The sequence below is a fragment of the Chryseobacterium sp. Mn2064 genome (genome assembly GCF_049319685.1).
In the GTDB taxonomy this organism is placed as follows: domain Bacteria; phylum Bacteroidota; class Bacteroidia; order Flavobacteriales; family Weeksellaceae; genus Chryseobacterium.
In genome coordinates this window covers 218,296-233,938 of sequence record NZ_JBMOUE010000007.1, presented here as the reverse complement: position 1 = coordinate 233,938, position 15,643 = coordinate 218,296, and the positions used below count along the sequence as shown (strand labels likewise).

The following is a 15,643-nucleotide window of genomic DNA, read 5'->3' as shown; positions in this document are numbered from 1 at the left end:
GGTATCGTGAGCATTTCCGGGCTGAAATTGGTTACGAACTCAATCCTAAATTCTGGCGCCAATCTTACATGAAGGAAGCCATTCTTCCCATTCTCACATACGGTTTTGAAACGATGAGGCTTCACCGGGTAGATGCTTTTATTGATCCTTCCAATATTTCTTCAGAAAGATTGTTATCGTCTCTAAACTTTAGCAAAGAAGGGACTTTAAAAGATTACTTTTTTGAAAAAGGAAAATTTGTTGACGCAACAATTTTTGGACTTATCAATAAATAAATTGATCCTAAATTTAACGCTAAGAGGCAAAGAAAATTGATATTGATTCTTCTTATTTTTGTTCGCAAAGGCATTTCATTTAGCAATTAAAGCGCTTTCCTCACTGAGTAAAACGCCTTTACGAACCTTTATAACCCGATAAGCTTTAAACTTTCGTTCAATGCGGTAATACTATCTAAACTCTACTTCTTATCTTTCAGAAAGATGTTTTTCCAAAGCCTCAGTGCTTTTCTTGTAGGCCCATTTCTTCTTATAATTGATCCATTTGGCTTTGAAAAGCTTTCGCATCAGTTTATCCGTATATCGCATAATGAAAACATGATACAGCATGTTGGCGAAAACATTCGGTTTATTGGGAAGAGCTCTTAGGGAAAGAGAAAAGCCTGGTTCAAGATACCTGTTAAAGTGCCAGAATGCCCCTGGAATGAAAAGCGCATCTCCATGCTCCATAAAGATTTCATAGCCTTTTGCATATTGCAGTGCCGGGAATTTTTCATAGTCAGGGTTTTCATAATCAACGTCATAGATAGTGTGAACAGACAGAGGAACTTTATATAAAAAAGGAGACTGTTTCTGATCAAACAGCAGGATGCGTTTTTTACCTTCAAAATGAATATGCATAAAATCTCCCAAATCTACATCGTAGTGCATTAATACATGGGCTTCACTTCCCCCAAAAAATAAAGTGGGAAGCCTTTTGAAGAATTTCATTCCCAAATCCGGATAGGTAAAGTTTTTCAGAAGCTCGGGAAGTCGGTCGGTGATAATATAGAAGAAGATTCGCAGATCAGAAGGATTGCTTTTTATCGTATCGATATAATCCTTCATCTTCATACGCATTACGGGAGCATCAGAACTTTTGGTGGCATCTGCAGGTTTATTGTCATACAGAGGCACTTCCTGGTCGCCTGCTTTTTCACGGATATAAGCCAGATTCCATTGATCAAATGCATCCCAACGGCTGGCGAAATTCTTGATTAAAAGAGGTTTCTGTTTTTTAAAATAATTTTTCTGAAAATCTTCTTTACTGATATCATTAACAACATCTACGTTTTCAAGGATCATGTATTTTGTATTTTGGTGAAATAAAAATAGTATTTTTTTGAAAAATGAAAAAGTTCTTAAAATGAAAAAGCTTTAATACAATTGGGTATTCCAATAGATGCAGGAGTTTGTACAGACTTACAGTGATTTTTAATTTTTGTTAATATCATCCGGTTATCTTAAAAGATAAAAAAGCAAAGAGATGATTCCTCCCCAAATGACCCCGGAACAACCTTTCGAATTTTTTGTTCTTCTCCCTCTTCCATAAGTATTCACATAATGTCCGCTTACCCAGGTTCCGTTTTTCTTGAAATGTCCTTTTCTGTAATATCCCATCTTTATTTTTAAACAAAATAAACAGGTTCCTGGAATCTTTTTTTACGGGTTCCCATAAACCTATGCTAAACGAAAAAAAATTATATTTGTGGTATTAAGCGAATTTATGAGAGTCTACAATACCAAGCATTTCCTTAAAATCCTTTTCAGTTTACACAAAAGTGATACCTTAAAAATTCTTTTTCCAAGTATGATCCTTGTGGGACTATATTCTTGGGGGATTCAATATTTAGAGGTTGAATATCTGCATCTTACTTCAAAATCCGGGGTGAGTAATGTAGGAATGATCCATTCTTTGTTGGGTTTTGTACTTTCTCTTCTATTGGTTTTCAGAACCAATACAGCCTACGACAGATGGTGGGAAGGTAGAAAGCTTTGGGGAAAACTGGTCAATGACACTCGTAATTTTTCAATAAAAATCAATACAATTCTTGGAGATAACCGTCAGGATGCGGAACAGATTGCAAGATATCTGAAGTTTTTCCCTCACTTTCTGGCCAAGCATCTTTCTAAAGAGTCTACAAGATTGGCCTTGGATGAAGATTACTCAGAGATCGAAAAAACATTAACCAATCACGGTCCAAGTGAAATGATCATTCTATTGACCCATAAACTGAATCAGCTAAAAAAGGAAGGAAAAATTTCTGAAATCGAAATGCTCTACCTGGATTCACAGCTTTCAGGGTTTCTGGATGTATGTGGAGGATGTGAAAGAATTAAAAACACACCTATTCCTTACTCCTACTCTTCTTTTATTAAGAAGTTTATTATCCTGTATGTTTTTGCTTTACCCATAGCATATGTCATCAATATAGGGCTCTTTATGATTCCTCTTACGGTTTTTGTCTATTATGTTTTGATGAGCCTTGAACTTATTGCAGAAGAAATTGAAGATCCGTTCAATAATGATGAAAATGATATTCCGATGGAAACGTTAGCCCAGAATATTGAGAAGAATGTACATCAGATTATGAACAGAAAATAAAAAATCAAGCTGTTAAAGCTTGATTTCTTTGAGTTCGCCATCCTGTTTTATTTCTACAAATTTACTTTCCCTATTGGCCGCAGAATATCCGTAGAAAAATGTACTATATATAGGTGTTGAATATAGATAAGCACCATATCCGTTATAAGCATTTGACGTTCCGGTTTGTTGCTGGTAGCTTGCCGTTGCCGTAAAATTGACAATCGTTTCAAGGTAATACTTTCCAGGTTTCAGTTTTTCAAATTTAAACCTACCGTGATCATCCGTTAAAGCTTCCACTCTGTACTTAAAAGCTTCTTCAGACATATATACTGTTGTTTTTTTGTTTTCATACTTTTTTCTCATGTCATAAAATTCCTCAAAATAAGGAGTTACAGGAAAAAGCATCACAACGGTTCCCTTAGGTGCATAGTGTTTTTCGCCCAGCAATGGCTTGATGCCCCAATTGTTTTTTTGTTTGGTAGAAGCCACTCCTTCAATTGTAGAATTTCCAAATCCCAGCATATCACGGGCTAGTTTTTTATCAAAAAAAACTTGAGGATAGTATGTGTTCTGAGCTTTTGATGATGCAAAAACAATCATGAGTATGAATAAAGTAAATAATTTTTTCATAGCTATTTTTGAGTCAAATATAAGTATTTTACTATTTTTGAAATAAAAATAGCCATGAAATACATTTTCCTTTTATTTTTTACCACTTCGGTCATCATTTCTGCACAGAAACCTTGCGGTTATAAAGACGGTTTGCAGGAAGGAACCTGTAAAGAGTTCTACGAAAACGGACAGGTAAAAAATTCCGTTGAATGGAAGAAAGGAAAATTTGAAGGGGACGCCATTTTTTACTACGAAAACGGAAAAATACAATCCAAAGGCGAGTATAAAAAGGGATTCAAAGTAAAAAAATGGTCTTATTACGATAAAAATGGGGTCATGACTTCTGAAGAGGCTTTCAGAAATGGTGAAAAGAATATTTATGACAATAGTCTTACCGCCACTTTTTACTCTCCTACAGGTAAAATCACTGAAATATCCAACTATAAATTCAATAAATTACAGGGAGAAAGCAGAACCTTCCATGAAGATGGAAAATCAGTAAAAGAAATTGGACAGTATGACAACGGCTTGGCTACAGGAAAATGGAAAGTACTTTACCCATCAGGAAAACGACAACGCGAAACAGAATTCGCCAACGATAAAAGAAACGGAACGAGAGTTCACTACCGCGAAGACGGAAGCATTGAAAAAACAGAGGTCTATAAAGACGGAAAATTAATCTCAACAAAATAATACAATTGGTACAGAAACTAAAACTGGAAGAGCTGAACAGAATAGATGTAGAAACATTTAAGCAGGTTGAAAAAATTCCATTAGTTATCATTTTAGATAATATAAGAAGCATGCACAATGTAGGTGCAGCATTCAGAACGGCTGATGCTTTTCTGATTGAAAAAATAATTCTTTGCGGAATTACCCCGCAACCACCCCACCGCGAAATTCATAAAGCAGCGTTGGGAGCCACAGAAAGTGTAGACTGGTCTCATGATGGAGATACCAATAATGCAATTGCCGATCTTAAGAGCAACGGCTATGAAATTATAGGAATTGAACAGACAACCGACAGCCAGCTTATTACTGATTTTACAATTGACAGATCTAAAAAATATGCTTTGGTTTTAGGTAATGAAGTAGAAGGAATCAGTGATGAAGTATTACCCAATATTGACGTATTTTTAGAAATCCCCCAACTTGGAACCAAGCATTCTCTGAATGTAAGTGTATGTGCCGGAATTGTGATGTGGGAATTCGCAAAAGCTCTAAAATAAAAAAACTGCATATGTCGTTAGTAGACAGTGCAGTTTGAAATAAATCTAATAAAAAGTAAAAATGAAAGGCGACAAAGGTACCTTTTTTTTCTTTACAAACAAATTTTAACGTCATTTTTTTTCTTTTTATCGAAAAAAAAACGTAGTTTCAGAAAAAGTTTCATTTAATTTTTTATAAATTAGCACAATGTTTATCAAGGACTATATCTCAAAAGATTTCCCGTGTTTTAGCCTGTCTGATTCTATAGAATCGGCCAGAAATATGTTGGAAGATTTCGGATATTCCCATGTTTTCATCAAAAAATCCCACCATTTTTATGGAGCTATTGCCAAGGATTTTCTGTATGAAGAAGACAGAGGAACACTAAAGGATCTGGAACATCAGATTGAGCGCTTTGCCATTCTGGAGGACAATAATATTATGGACAGTATTCGTCTGTTTTATACTTTCAGTTCCAATGTGATCCCGGTGATCAACAAAAATGAAAAATATCTGGGGTACATTACCTGTGAAGATATCTTTCAGGATTTGTCCCGTTACCCGCTGTTTTCAGAATCAGGAGCCATCCTTACAATAGAAACCCCTGCAAGAAAGTACTCCATGACGGAGATTGCCAATATTGTGGAGAGCAACAACTCAAAATTTTATGGGGGATTTATAAGCTTTATGTCTGATGAAGTGATTCATATCACCATTAAGATCAGCAATGAAAATCTGGCCTCGATAGATTCAACTTTTGACCGGTACGACTACAGAATTGTTGAAAAATATTATTCTGATGAGAAATCCGATCTGTTTAAAGACCGGTTCGGTTTTTTCCAAAAATTCATAGAAATATAACATGAAGGCAGCCATATATTCTCAGAAAAAAGATCTTGATACTTTTTTATATTTAAGCAAGTTTATCTCTGAACTTGAAACCAGAGGTGTAAAATCTGTTCTGTACGATGAAATGGCTGAAGCTCTTCAGTTTTCAAAAATATTCGAAACGTTCAACTCCAAACAGGATCTTCTGGATAAAGAGGTTGATCTGTTCTTCACTTTCGGTGGAGACGGAACTATAGTAAACTCACTTACCTTTATCGAGGATCTTGAAATTCCTGTAGTAGGAGTAAATACCGGAAGACTAGGGTTTTTAGCATTTTTCACCAAAGAAGAGGCTTTTAAAGAGCTGGATTCTATTTTAAAAGGAGATGTAAAAACAAGCCGACGTTCGGTAATTGAAGTCGTTTCTCCCAATCTGGAAGGATTTTTTCCTTATGCACTGAATGACGTTACCGTTTCCAGAAAAGAAACCACCTCCATGATCACCGTAGACTCATACATCAATGATGAGTTTCTGAACGTATTTTGGGGAGACGGGGTAATTATTTCAACACCAACAGGTTCCACTGCTTACTCACTGAGTTGTGGCGGACCCATCATTTCTCCTAACAACGAAAATTTCGTCATCACTCCTATTGCTCCTCACAATCTGAATGTGAGACCTTTAGTAGTAAATGATAAAGTAGAAATAAAATTCCGGGTGGAAAGCCGTGTACCCCAATATTCCCTTTCTCTGGACTCCCGACTGATTCATATAGAAACCGATAAGGAAATTATCATTAAGAAGGCAAAATTTCAACTTCTTCTGGTACAGCCCAACAGCTTAAGTTTCTATGAAACCATCCGTCAGAAGCTTCTTTGGGGAAGAGACAAAAGAAATTAGTCATTTCTTAAAAATGATTACCTTTACACGAAATTAAAACACCTAATAAATTTATAATAAAACGTAAAACATGAGCAGAATTTTCCCGGCAGGAGTTGCCACAGGTCAGTTAGTTACTGATATCTTTCAGTATGCTAAAGAAAACAAATTTGCATTACCTGCAGTCAACGTAATTGGATCAAGCAACATAAACGCTGTAATGGAAACTGCAGCGAAACTAAACTCTCCTGTAATTATTCAGTTTTCAAATGGTGGGGCGTCTTTCAATGCAGGGAAAGGACTAAGTAATGACGGGCAACAGTCTGCAATCTTAGGAGCTATCGCAGGTGCTAAACACATTCATACTCTTGCTGAGGCTTACGGAGCAACAGTAATTCTACATACAGACCACTGTGCAAAGAAATTACTTCCTTGGATTGATGGTTTAATGGATGCTAACGAAGAACACTTCAAGCAAACAGGAAAATCTCTTTACTCTTCTCACATGTTAGACCTTTCTGAAGAGTCCTTAGAAGAAAACCTTGAGATTTCAGCTCAATATTTCGAAAGAATGGCAAAACTTCAGATGACTCTTGAAGTAGAAATCGGGGTTACCGGAGGAGAAGAAGACGGTGTTGACAACTCAGACGTTGATAACTCAAAATTATATACTCAGCCTGAAGATATAGCGTATACTTATGAAAAATTAAAAGCTATTTCTGATAACTTCACTATTGCTGCCGCTTTCGGTAACGTACACGGAGTTTACAAGCCAGGAAACGTAGTTCTTACTCCAAAAATCCTTGACAATTCTCAGAAATATGTTCAGGAGAAATTCGGAACAGCAGCTAAACCTGTTAACTTCGTATTCCACGGAGGTTCTGGATCTACTTTGGAAGAGATCAGAGAAGCAATCGACTACGGAGTAATCAAAATGAACATCGATACTGACCTTCAGTTTGCTTATACAGAAGGAATCAGAGACTATATGGTAAACAATATTGATTATTTAAGATCTCAAATCGGAAACCCTGAAGGAGAAGAAAAACCTAACAAGAAATTCTACGATCCAAGAACATGGGTAAGAAAAGGTGAAGAAACTTTCTCTACAAGATTGGTAAAAGCATTTGAAGATTTAAATAACGTAAATACTTTAAAATAAGAACTGTAGATTTGTATTAATGTAAGTCGTATTCGTATAGAGTGCATTTACATTAATACATTTTACATTTATACATTAATACTCATAAAAAATGGCATTCGACTGGTTTAAAAGAAAAGCAAAAAACATTACCACCTCTACTGATGAAAAAAAGGACGTTCCCAAAGGTCTTTGGCATCAGACTCCATCCGGAAAAGTTGTGGAACATGATGAACTAAAGAGAAATAACTATGTTTCTCCTGAAGATGGATTTCATGTAAGAATAGGAAGTGCGGAATTTTTTGACATCCTTTTTGACGGCGGTAAATTCACCGAACTGGATGCCAATGTTGAAAGTATTGATATCCTGAACTTCAAAGATACAAAGCCTTACAAAGACCGTTTAAAAGAAGTAAAAGCAAAAACAAAACTTACAGACTCTATCAGAAATGCTGTAGGAACCGTAAAAGGAACTGAAATGGTAGTTTCTTGTATGGATTTTGCTTTCATCGGTGGTTCTTTAGGTTCTGTAATGGGAGAAAAGATCAGAAGAGCAATAGATTACTGTATTGCCCATAAACTTCCTTATATGATTATCTGTCAGTCCGGAGGTGCAAGAATGCAGGAAGCGACTTACTCTTTGATGCAGTTGGCAAAAGTTCAGGCTAAATTGGCACAGCTTTCAGAAGCAGGATTGTTGTATATCGCTTACCTTTGCGACCCAACTTTTGGAGGAATTACAGCTTCTTTCGCAATGACTGCTGATATCATTATGGCAGAACCGGGAGCTCTTATCGGTTTTGCGGGACCAAGAGTTATCCGTGAAACAATCGGTAGAGATTTACCAGAAGGATTCCAGACTTCAGAATTCTTACAGGAAAAAGGATTTGTAGATTTCATCGTAAAAAGAACTGAAATCCAGGATACTGTTGCCAAAACAGTTAATTTATTAACTGTAAAAGCGTAATATCTTTAACAAAAACAATACAATCTCTCTCTAATTGGGGAGAGATTTTTTATTTATGAGGACTTTTAAGATATTTTTCAATACCATCAGGAGTATGAGCTTTAAAAAGATTATCCGTCTTTTATCGCTGGTTCTCCCCCATCCTCTTTTTGCCATTCTGAGTTTTCATGCGACCTTGAAAGCTTACACTATTGCTCAGGCAAAATTTCCTGCCACAGCCTCCAATAACGGCATCGGAAACGCTTTCAGACATGCCCTTTGGTGCTGTTTTATCATGATGTACTGCTGCAAGGTTTCATCTCCTAAAAAAGCACTGGAATTCTGTAAAAGAATGACCGATATGCATGAAGAGCTTTTCCCAAACCAACCTTTGGAAACCAAAATGGACCTCCATAACAACAAGTTCGGGATGGATTATTTCATGGATCTTCTACCTGGAATTCACCGTCAGTTTTTTGAAAAGAGCTTTTTTGTGGATGGATTAACCAAAAAAATGGATGAGGCCAAAGTTCTGAAAAATATGGACGACGATTTTGAAGGCTATCTTGTCTATCTTGAAGAATAAATTATTCTAATTTTAAACGCTAGGGATCGCAAGGAAAATCTAAAAACTTAACGCATATTTTTTGATCGTAAAGGTATTTTATTCCGCAATCTTCTCTAATTCTAATTCTTTGCTTAGTGCTAAAGCCTTTGCGAACGAAAAAATTACACATAACCATTAGAACCTGTTGCGGACATTGTGCCCAAAATATATCTAAAGCTGGCAATGCGTCATTAATTCTCTTTCACAACAGAATAACAAAAGACTTTAGTTATTTTTGTGGTCTAAAGTATTTTTGATAAGTTTAAACAATTAAAATAATCAAATGGTTCTCAGCAGAATTTGGTCGGCTTTCATTATCATTGCCATTGCCATTGCCAGTATAAAATACATTTCATCAACTCACTACAAAACCATTTTCAACGATATGGTAGTGGGTAAAGGAGGTGATACGGTCAAGATCGCATCACAGCCAATGAATACTCTTTCCCCTATCGTGAAGGATAGTCTGATGAAGAAAAACGATTTTGCAGATAGTAGAATTCATTATACAACGGATTCTTTAAAACAGGAGGTAAAAATTTACCGTGTTCAGGAAGCAGACGGAGTTATCGGAACTTCAGAAACTGCCGTAAAAATCTGTCTTGGGCTTATCGGAATTATGACCTTGTTCATGGGATTCATGAGTATTGCGGAAAAAGCTGGCGGAATTAATCTTTTAAGCCGCTTGATTCAACCTTTTTTCTCCAAACTGTTTCCCGATATTCCTAAAAACCATCCGGCATTTGGGCATATGCTGATGAATTTCAGTGCCAATCTTCTTGGTCTGGATAATGCTGCCACACCTTTTGGATTAAAAGCAATGGAGAGTCTTCAGACTTTAAATCCTAATAAAGATACAGCCAGCAATTCACAGATCATGTTTCTGTGTTTACATGCTGGTGGAATGACGTTAATTCCTGTTTCTATTATTGCAATTCGTGCATCGATGGGTTCCAAAACACCTACAGATATTTTTCTTCCATGTATGATTGCAACTTTTGCAGCGACTTTAGCTGCAATGATAATTGTTTCTCTTTATCAGAAAATCAATTTACTAAAACCGGTTGTCATTGCCTATATTGGCGGAATTTCGGCTGTTATCGCTCTGCTTGTTTTGTATTTAACGAAATTAAGTAAAGATGAGCTGGACGATTTCAGCAAAGTTTTAAGTAACGGCTTGATCCTCTTTATATTTTTAGCAATTGTTTTGGGGGCAGTTTATAAAAAAATTAATGTTTTTGATGCTTTTATTGAAGGTGCTAAAGAAGGTTTTACTACTTGCGTAAAGATTATTCCTTATCTGGTTGGGATGCTGATCGCTATTTCTTTATTAAGAACTTCAGGCGTTTTTGACGTAATCATCGATGGGATGAAATGGGTAGCAAACGTTGCTCAATTTGATCCTCGCTTTGTGGATGGACTTCCAACAGCTTTGATCAAACCTTTATCCGGCTCCGGAGCCAGAGGAATGATGGTAGATACAATGACTACTTTTGGAGCAGACAGCTTCCAGGGAAAATTGGCAGCAGTGCTTCAGGGAAGTTCAGACACTACGTTCTACGTTATTGCAGTATATTTCGGTGCCGTTGCCGTTAAGAATACAAGATATACGGTAATTGCTATGCTTCTGGCCGATTTGGTGGGTGTTATCACTTCAATTGCATTGGCTTATTTATTTTTTGCTTAACTAAAAGTTGCTGATTAATACAGATGCAGTTAACTTTAACCATTCAATTCAAAACCTTAGATCCATTATGATTACAGATAAAGAATTCACACTAAGACTCATACGTCAACTAACCCAGGCACTGGAAAAACTGATTTTAGACAAACCTGAAGAAAGTCTGATGCAGAAAGAACTGGATTTTGATACTTTAATGAGAGACATCTTCAAGATGAACTTCACAGAAATAGCTTCTATGAGTAAAGAAGAAATGATCAACCTTGTTAACGAAAGACAGGAAAGAGACCGTAAAGACTATTACGAAATGCTTGGAAACCTATTCTATTTTAACAGCAGACATGATCAGAATAAAGACTTTCAGGACAAAGCCAAGACCTTCTACGAGATGTATCTCCAGACCAGCGGAATTTTTGCACTTCCAGTCATTAACAGAATAAATGAATTAAAAAAAGCACTTGAATAAAGTGCTTTTATATTTTTAGAAGGTAATTTTATACGTTCCGGTGGATGATGTGCTGGCTTTTTCCGCCTTTACATATTTCTTCACCCAGGTTACTGAGGTAGAAGACACACAATGGTCTGAAATCCCTCCCGTTCTTCTTGCTGAGACCACATTTCCGGCTTTATCTACCGTGTACGCAATAGTAATAGATCCACTGGCTGTACAGCTATGAGAAGGTTGTGCCCCTCCTCTTCCCATTGTTCCGGGAATATATCCAATTAGCTTTCTGTCGATTCCTACTTTACTGTCTCCATTTCCATCACCGCCTAAAGGATCTCCAGCATTTCCAATGCCGTCACCAGTTCCCTGGCTTCCTGATTTGGTTCCTCTTCCTTTAATTAGATTTCCTATGGCAGCATTTCCTTTTCCATCACCATTTCCTGTTTTAGAATTGGCTGTGGCAGCTCCTGCCTTTTTAGTATTTTTTGAAGCACTTGTACTGGTGGCTTCTTTTTTCTCAGCTTTTTTGGCTTCTTCTTTTTTAGGAGCCGTAGTTTTGGAATTATTCCCTGTAATCACTTTCTCCTTCACTTCAGCTTTCTTAGGTTCAGGAGCTGGTTCCGGTTTTACAACGGTTTTGGTTTCAGGAACGGGCGTTTCTGCAGGCTCTGGAGTAACTTCTTCTGTTGCTGCGGCTACACTCCCTGGTTGCTCAGCTGGTTCTTCAATCCCGTTTCCGTTTCTGTTGTCTCCGAAGTTGACAAGCATTGTTGTTACAACTTCAGGTTCCTTATCCAGTTCAGGTTTCAATTTATATAGAAAAACAAAAAGCAAAACGGCAGCCCAGATCAAAATAGAAAGCAGAGCACTTTTTATTCTGTCTTTATTTTCTTCGTTCTTATTTGCTGTGTAGCTTCTCATCTTAAAAAAGTAATTCTCTCCGGCAATCCGGATGTGTTATTTATCTTTAACCGTTGCAATAGCAATGTTAAATTTATGTTTTTCAGCAATTTCCATGACGAAAACAACATCTTTATGCAATGTATTTTCGTCAGCTCTTATAGTGAAAGACTTATTCGGCTGTCCAGTAAGTTTATTGACAATCACTTGCTCCAGTTCTCCTTTGTTGACAGGGTTATCATCCACAAAAAATGAGCCGTCAGGCTTAATACTTACTGTTACAGGGTTTGGGATATTATCATCCGTAGCACCGGCTTTAGGCAGATTGACATCTATAGCACTCTGGTTGGCTGCAGACGAGGTGATCATAAAGAAAATCAGCATCAAAAGGATAACGTCTGTCATCGCTGCTAAACTGAATTCCGGATTCGCTTTATTTCTTCTCTGAATTTTCATAAGAAAAAATTATAAAGGTTTATTGATAAGGTCTAAAAATTCTCCGGACATATTCTGTGCCTTCAATACAAACTTATCAATCCTTGTTAAAAGGATATTGTAGCAGAAATTCGCAGGAATAGCCACCGCCAAACCTACCGCCGTCTGTCCCAAAGCAGTGTAAATACCTTCTGATAGTGTTTTAGGAGAAAAAGAACCTGTTGCATGAGATAAGTTGAAGAAAGCAATAATCATCCCGATTACTGTTCCCAAAAGCCCCAACATAGGTGCAATACTCGGTACAACAGCCAAAAGGTTAAGATTTTTTTCCATATTGGCCACTTCTACCTGAGCCTGAGATTCCATAGCACTTACAATATCAGAAACAGGTCGTCCCAATCTTGAAATTCCTTTTTCAAGAATTCTTCCCTCAGGAGAGTTCTGCGTTTTACAGTAATCTGTAGCCGCTTCTATCTTTCCTGCTTTAATAAAGTCTTCAATATTATTCATAAAATTGGAATCTGTTTTTGAAGAGAGCCTTTTGATAAAGAAAAATCTTTCAAAAAACAGATATAAAGAAAATATTCCCAACAGCAATACAGTTACCATCACTATTTTAGCGAAAGCTCCTCCGTGGAACATAATCTTCCAAAATGAAAATTCTAAATTGTCTGTAGCAACTACGGGTGTAGCAATTTGCGCAAATAAAATCTGAGAAAGTTCCGTTAACAGCATTAAATATGAATTTTATTAAAGTTTCAACGACAAATGTAGTGGAATATTATGAATTGATATCTTAAAAATTGCTTAAAAACCACTTAAATTTTGTTATCAATGATACAAATAGCAAAATCCTTTCCAAAAGAAATTTTGAAAAGAAATTCGATATAAAAAAGTTGGGAGACTTTGTTACTCTTCGTCTACCTCAATATCATCCTGGCTGAATTCGCATTTTAATCTAAATGGAATCGGCGCGTCTGATCCGGTATAGAAATCGTCAATGGTTCCTTTCCAGATTACCTGAAGCTCTCCTTCTTCATTTTTCTCAAAGAGAAGTTCATTATCATACAGATACGCCTCTTCATCGTCGAAAAGATCTACTTCTGTATAGGTATCTTCATCAGAATCACTGATTGTAATAGTTTTGCCTTCTATTTCCGCAGATTCGATAGGGAAATCGAAAATTTCTAGTGAAAGCTGCGGAAAGTTGTACTGTAATGAATCATCATCTACGTGATCCAAACTGTCATCCGTTATAATTTCAACCTCTAAAAAATGTTGCTGGTTGCTGTAGACTGCCTTACAATAAGTATTTCTGATATTGTATTTTAGCGTTTCGTCCGGATGGTAAATTTTTAAAATCCCTTTCATTTTTTCTTAAAAAAGAACTGTAATAATATGATTGTTAAACCGTTTAGACAAAGATAAAAAATTGATTTAAAGTTAAAAGGATTTTGAAAATTATTTTTTAAAATCAATTCATACAATGGATCGGAATCTCCCAATATTACTTACTTTTGTTCTATAAAGATTCTGAAAATGAAAAAAATTTTATCAAACGCTATTTTAGGAATAGGATTGATGATCGGTCTTGCTTCTTGTAAAAAAACGGATTCTCCGCTTACCAAAGTGACTCCCAGTAATCTGGATTCGATTGCGGCTAATTATTATGAGCAGTATCTTAAGATATACCCTTTAGATGCTACAGCACAAGGAGATACAAGATATAACGACCAGCTTCCTATCAATATTGATAAAGATTTTATCTCAGGAGAAGTGGCCTTCTACAACTCTGTGCAGAAACAATTGGAACGGGTAGATTACAAAGCTCTATCTGATGAGGATAAAGTGGTGTATGACGTTCTGGATTACACCTTAAAAGATAAAATTGAAGCCTACGCTTATCATCCGGAATATATTCCTTTCACTCAGTTTGGAGGGCTTCCTCTTACCTTTCCTCTTTATGGAAGTGCGCAGGGAAACCAACCTTTCAAAACAGAAAAAGACTATAATGACTGGCTGAAAAGAATGGAGAAATTCCCGGAATGGATGGATGCTGCAACAGATAATTTCCGAGAAGGTATCAATAACAAAATTGTTCTTCCTAAAAAGCTGGTAGTAAAAATGATTCCTCAAATGAAAGCTGAGGAGATCATCACCCCAGAAATGGAAAAGAATATCTTCTATGGCCCAATTAAAAATTTCCCAAAAAGTTTCACACAGGCTCAGAAAGATAAATTTTCTGCTCTTTACAAAGAGGCTATTACTAAAAAAATTATTCCTGCTTATACTAAAATGGGAGTATTTTTAGAAAAAGAATACCTTCCAAAAGCAAGAGACACTGATGGGTACAACAGCCTTCCCAACGGAAATGAAATCTATGGATATTACGTAAAAAGCTGGACAACGACTAAAAAATCACCTGAGGAGATCAATAAAATTGGACAGCAACAAGTGGCTATGCTTCGGGCAGAAATGGAAAAGGTTAAACAGCAGGTAGGCTTCACCGGAACACTGGAAGAATTTATCACCTTCGTGAAAACCGATCCTAAAGCTATGCCTTATAAAACGTCTAAAGATGTTTTGAATGGTTTCAACAGCATTCTAACGAAAATTACTCCTAAGCTGAAAACCATGTTCAATGTAACTCCAAAAACAAAGTTTGAGATCAGACAGACGGAAAAATTCAGAGAGGCCAGTGCGAGTGCGGAATATATGCCGGGAACTCCTGACGGGAAAAGACCGGGGATATTTTATGTTCCGCTTCCTGACCCTACCAAGTTCAATGTTACTTCAGGAATGGAGTCTCTATTCCTTCATGAAGCAATCCCAGGCCATCATTACCAGGTTTCTCTTCAGCAGGAAAATACCCAACTTCCCAAATTCATGAGATTCGGATGGTTTGGAGCTTACGGTGAAGGATGGGCACATTATTGTGAGACATTAGGTCCTGAGTTTGGCTTGTATACAGATCCCTATCAGAAAATGGGATATTTAAGTGATCAGATGCTGAGAGCGGTAAGATTGGTTGTAGATACAGGTATTCATACAGGGAAAATGTCGAGAGAAGAAGCGATCAAATATTTCCTAAGCAATATCTCTTATGATGAAGGATCAGCAGTAGCGGAAGTGGAAAGATATATGGCGATGCCGGGACAGGCGCTAGGCTATAAAATTGGATCCTTAAGAATCCGTGAACTGAGAGAAAAATATCAGCAAGAGCTTGGCAATAAATTTAATCTGGCAAGCTTCCATGATGAAGTATTAAGCCAGGGATGTCTTCCATTGGATGTTTTAAACAGAAAAATGGAGCTTTGGGCTAAAAAACAAAAATAGT

General features: G+C 36.7%; 19 protein-coding genes. 12 read left to right on the top strand and 7 right to left on the bottom strand.

Annotation, left to right across the window (positions count from 1 at the left end; genetic code table 11):
• The coding region (locus ACL9RH_RS21930; protein WP_422695467.1) for a GNAT family N-acetyltransferase at positions 1–275 on the top strand (275 nt) is incomplete at its 5' end.
• Between the two features lie 189 nt (positions 276–464).
• On the opposite strand, the gene ACL9RH_RS21925 is transcribed toward ACL9RH_RS21930, so the two are convergent.
• Positions 465–1,340, bottom strand: coding sequence for a cupin-like domain-containing protein (locus ACL9RH_RS21925; RefSeq protein ID WP_422695466.1), 876 nt, complete (start codon positions 1,338–1,340; stop codon positions 465–467).
• Positions 1,341–1,493: 153 nt separating this feature from the next.
• Positions 1,494–1,655 carry a hypothetical protein gene (locus ACL9RH_RS21920; RefSeq protein ID WP_422695465.1) on the bottom strand — a complete coding sequence of 54 codons (162 nt, stop codon included), beginning with the start codon at positions 1,653–1,655 and terminating at the stop codon, positions 1,494–1,496.
• A gap of 88 nt (positions 1,656–1,743) precedes the next feature.
• Between ACL9RH_RS21920 and ACL9RH_RS21915 the strand changes: the two genes are divergently transcribed.
• Positions 1,744–2,640, top strand: a complete 897-nt coding sequence (locus ACL9RH_RS21915) for a bestrophin family protein (RefSeq protein ID WP_422695464.1) — start codon at positions 1,744–1,746, stop codon at positions 2,638–2,640.
• A 12-nt stretch (positions 2,641–2,652) separates the two neighbouring features.
• On the opposite strand, the gene ACL9RH_RS21910 is transcribed toward ACL9RH_RS21915, so the two are convergent.
• Positions 2,653–3,252 carry a hypothetical protein gene (locus ACL9RH_RS21910; RefSeq protein WP_422695463.1) on the bottom strand — a complete coding sequence of 200 codons (600 nt, stop codon included), beginning with the start codon at positions 3,250–3,252 and terminating at the stop codon, positions 2,653–2,655.
• A gap of 54 nt (positions 3,253–3,306) precedes the next feature.
• Here ACL9RH_RS21910 and ACL9RH_RS21905 point away from each other — a divergent pair, with 54 nt between their 5' ends.
• The 9 genes from ACL9RH_RS21905 (at position 3,307) to ACL9RH_RS21865 (ending at position 10,992) form a co-directional block, all read left to right on the top strand.
• Entirely contained in the window at positions 3,307–3,927 is a 621-nt protein-coding gene (locus ACL9RH_RS21905) for a toxin-antitoxin system YwqK family antitoxin (protein ID WP_422695462.1), read from the top strand.
• A 5-nt stretch (positions 3,928–3,932) separates the two neighbouring features.
• On the top strand, positions 3,933–4,463 hold the full coding sequence (locus tag ACL9RH_RS21900; protein ID WP_422695461.1) for an RNA methyltransferase: 531 nt from the start codon (positions 3,933–3,935) through the stop codon (positions 4,461–4,463).
• 187 nt (positions 4,464–4,650) lie between these two features.
• On the top strand, positions 4,651–5,304 hold the full coding sequence (locus tag ACL9RH_RS21895) for a CBS domain-containing protein (protein ID WP_422695460.1): 654 nt from the start codon (positions 4,651–4,653) through the stop codon (positions 5,302–5,304).
• Position 5,305: 1 nt separating this feature from the next.
• On the top strand, positions 5,306–6,172 hold the full coding sequence (locus ACL9RH_RS21890) for an NAD kinase (RefSeq protein WP_422695459.1): 867 nt from the start codon (positions 5,306–5,308) through the stop codon (positions 6,170–6,172).
• 70 nt (positions 6,173–6,242) lie between these two features.
• Positions 6,243–7,313: a class II fructose-bisphosphate aldolase gene (fbaA, locus tag ACL9RH_RS21885; protein WP_422695458.1), complete on the top strand. Its 1,071-nt coding sequence runs from the start codon at positions 6,243–6,245 to the stop codon at positions 7,311–7,313.
• A gap of 91 nt (positions 7,314–7,404) precedes the next feature.
• Entirely contained in the window at positions 7,405–8,259 is an 855-nt protein-coding gene (accD, locus tag ACL9RH_RS21880; RefSeq protein ID WP_343660522.1) for an acetyl-CoA carboxylase, carboxyltransferase subunit beta, read from the top strand.
• A gap of 55 nt (positions 8,260–8,314) precedes the next feature.
• A complete protein-coding gene (locus ACL9RH_RS21875) occupies positions 8,315–8,824 on the top strand; it encodes a DUF6973 domain-containing protein (RefSeq protein ID WP_422695457.1) in 510 nt (169 codons plus the stop codon).
• 304 nt (positions 8,825–9,128) lie between these two features.
• Complete coding sequence (locus tag ACL9RH_RS21870; RefSeq protein WP_422695456.1) at positions 9,129–10,532, top strand: nucleoside recognition domain-containing protein; 1,404 nt, start codon at positions 9,129–9,131, stop codon at positions 10,530–10,532.
• Between the two features lie 67 nt (positions 10,533–10,599).
• A complete protein-coding gene (locus tag ACL9RH_RS21865; RefSeq protein WP_422695455.1) occupies positions 10,600–10,992 on the top strand; it encodes a hypothetical protein in 393 nt (130 codons plus the stop codon).
• A gap of 15 nt (positions 10,993–11,007) precedes the next feature.
• On the opposite strand, the gene ACL9RH_RS21860 is transcribed toward ACL9RH_RS21865, so the two are convergent.
• From ACL9RH_RS21860 to ACL9RH_RS21845, 4 genes are all read right to left on the bottom strand, one after another.
• Entirely contained in the window at positions 11,008–11,892 is an 885-nt protein-coding gene (locus ACL9RH_RS21860) for a ferric siderophore ABC transporter substrate-binding protein (protein ID WP_422695454.1), read from the bottom strand.
• Positions 11,893–11,928: 36 nt separating this feature from the next.
• Positions 11,929–12,327: an ExbD/TolR family protein gene (locus ACL9RH_RS21855; protein ID WP_422695453.1), complete on the bottom strand. Its 399-nt coding sequence runs from the start codon at positions 12,325–12,327 to the stop codon at positions 11,929–11,931.
• A 9-nt stretch (positions 12,328–12,336) separates the two neighbouring features.
• Complete coding sequence (locus ACL9RH_RS21850; RefSeq protein ID WP_422695452.1) at positions 12,337–13,041, bottom strand: MotA/TolQ/ExbB proton channel family protein; 705 nt, start codon at positions 13,039–13,041, stop codon at positions 12,337–12,339.
• A gap of 174 nt (positions 13,042–13,215) precedes the next feature.
• Complete coding sequence (locus ACL9RH_RS21845) at positions 13,216–13,677, bottom strand: hypothetical protein (RefSeq protein ID WP_422695451.1); 462 nt, start codon at positions 13,675–13,677, stop codon at positions 13,216–13,218.
• Between the two features lie 168 nt (positions 13,678–13,845).
• On the opposite strand from ACL9RH_RS21845, the gene ACL9RH_RS21840 reads away from it, so the two are divergent.
• A complete protein-coding gene (locus ACL9RH_RS21840) occupies positions 13,846–15,642 on the top strand; it encodes a DUF885 domain-containing protein (protein ID WP_422695450.1) in 1,797 nt (598 codons plus the stop codon).
• The last annotated feature ends 1 nt before the right edge of the window (position 15,643 follow it).

Coding starts and splice junctions, on each gene's coding strand:
- ACL9RH_RS21860 (WP_422695454.1), bottom strand. CDS start 11,892: ATGAGAAGCTACACAGCAAATAAGAACGAAGAAAATAAAGACAGAATA.
- ACL9RH_RS21850 (WP_422695452.1), bottom strand. CDS start 13,041: ATGCTGTTAACGGAACTTTCTCAGATTTTATTTGCGCAAATTGCTACA.
- fbaA (WP_422695458.1), top strand. CDS start 6,243: ATGAGCAGAATTTTCCCGGCAGGAGTTGCCACAGGTCAGTTAGTTACT.
- ACL9RH_RS21875 (WP_422695457.1), top strand. CDS start 8,315: ATGAGGACTTTTAAGATATTTTTCAATACCATCAGGAGTATGAGCTTT.
- ACL9RH_RS21840 (WP_422695450.1), top strand. CDS start 13,846: ATGAAAAAAATTTTATCAAACGCTATTTTAGGAATAGGATTGATGATC.
- ACL9RH_RS21890 (WP_422695459.1), top strand. CDS start 5,306: ATGAAGGCAGCCATATATTCTCAGAAAAAAGATCTTGATACTTTTTTA.
- ACL9RH_RS21925 (WP_422695466.1), bottom strand. CDS start 1,340: ATGATCCTTGAAAACGTAGATGTTGTTAATGATATCAGTAAAGAAGAT.
- ACL9RH_RS21905 (WP_422695462.1), top strand. CDS start 3,307: ATGAAATACATTTTCCTTTTATTTTTTACCACTTCGGTCATCATTTCT.
- ACL9RH_RS21895 (WP_422695460.1), top strand. CDS start 4,651: ATGTTTATCAAGGACTATATCTCAAAAGATTTCCCGTGTTTTAGCCTG.
- ACL9RH_RS21920 (WP_422695465.1), bottom strand. CDS start 1,655: ATGGGATATTACAGAAAAGGACATTTCAAGAAAAACGGAACCTGGGTA.
- ACL9RH_RS21845 (WP_422695451.1), bottom strand. CDS start 13,677: ATGAAAGGGATTTTAAAAATTTACCATCCGGACGAAACGCTAAAATAC.
- ACL9RH_RS21855 (WP_422695453.1), bottom strand. CDS start 12,327: ATGAAAATTCAGAGAAGAAATAAAGCGAATCCGGAATTCAGTTTAGCA.
- accD (WP_343660522.1), top strand. CDS start 7,405: ATGGCATTCGACTGGTTTAAAAGAAAAGCAAAAAACATTACCACCTCT.
- ACL9RH_RS21910 (WP_422695463.1), bottom strand. CDS start 3,252: ATGAAAAAATTATTTACTTTATTCATACTCATGATTGTTTTTGCATCA.
- ACL9RH_RS21865 (WP_422695455.1), top strand. CDS start 10,600: ATGATTACAGATAAAGAATTCACACTAAGACTCATACGTCAACTAACC.
- ACL9RH_RS21870 (WP_422695456.1), top strand. CDS start 9,129: ATGGTTCTCAGCAGAATTTGGTCGGCTTTCATTATCATTGCCATTGCC.